Here is a 565-nt window from a genome sequence, read left to right on the forward strand (position 1 = left end):
GACCCCCTTCCCGCTCGGGCTCCATTCCCCGTAGGAGCCCAGGGCCTCCACCACGCGGCGCGCCTCGGGGGGTAGCTCCCCGTTGAGGGAGAGCCCCTTCCAGTCCAGGTCCACCCCGCACACCCCCTCCCCGAGGAGGAGGGCCAGCCCGTGGTAGCGCCCCGTCCCCAGGGCGGCCAAGGCGGCCTCGAGGGGGCCCCAGTCCTCGCGGCGGTTCACCCGGGCCCTACGGCCATCCCCCCGGTAGGGCACCTTGGTCTTCTCGCCCTCCCGCTCCTCATACCGCCACACGGCCCAGCGGTGCTCCTCCCGGAGGGAGGGCGGGATGTGGAGGGGGGCCGTGGTAAACTGGTCTTGACGCGGCACGGCAACCCCCTAGCGCCCCCGCCCCTGGGCGGGGGCGGGGGTTTTATCGCGCTCCTCCTCCTCGGAGAGGAGCCCGAAGGTCCTCAACCCGGCCATGACCACGCTAGCGCGGTCCTCCGGGGCCAAAGAGCCGAAAACCCGGGCCGCTTCCACGGGAAGCCGCACCCGGGCCACCAGAGAGATGGACTGCCGTTCTTGC

The 565-nt window shown here is 72.9% G+C and carries 1 protein-coding gene and 1 pseudogene; both read right to left on the reverse strand.

Annotated elements, in window-relative coordinates:
* A pseudogene (locus AC01Y6_RS11110) lies at positions 1 to 366 on the reverse strand (hypothetical protein); the annotation flags it as partial.
* A 9-nt stretch (positions 367 to 375) separates the two neighbouring features.
* Positions 376 to 565, reverse strand: a 190-nt coding sequence (locus AC01Y6_RS11115; protein ID WP_476671590.1) for a hypothetical protein, incomplete at its 5' end; no start/stop codon positions are given.

It is taken from the genome of Thermus sp., assembly GCF_056332225.1.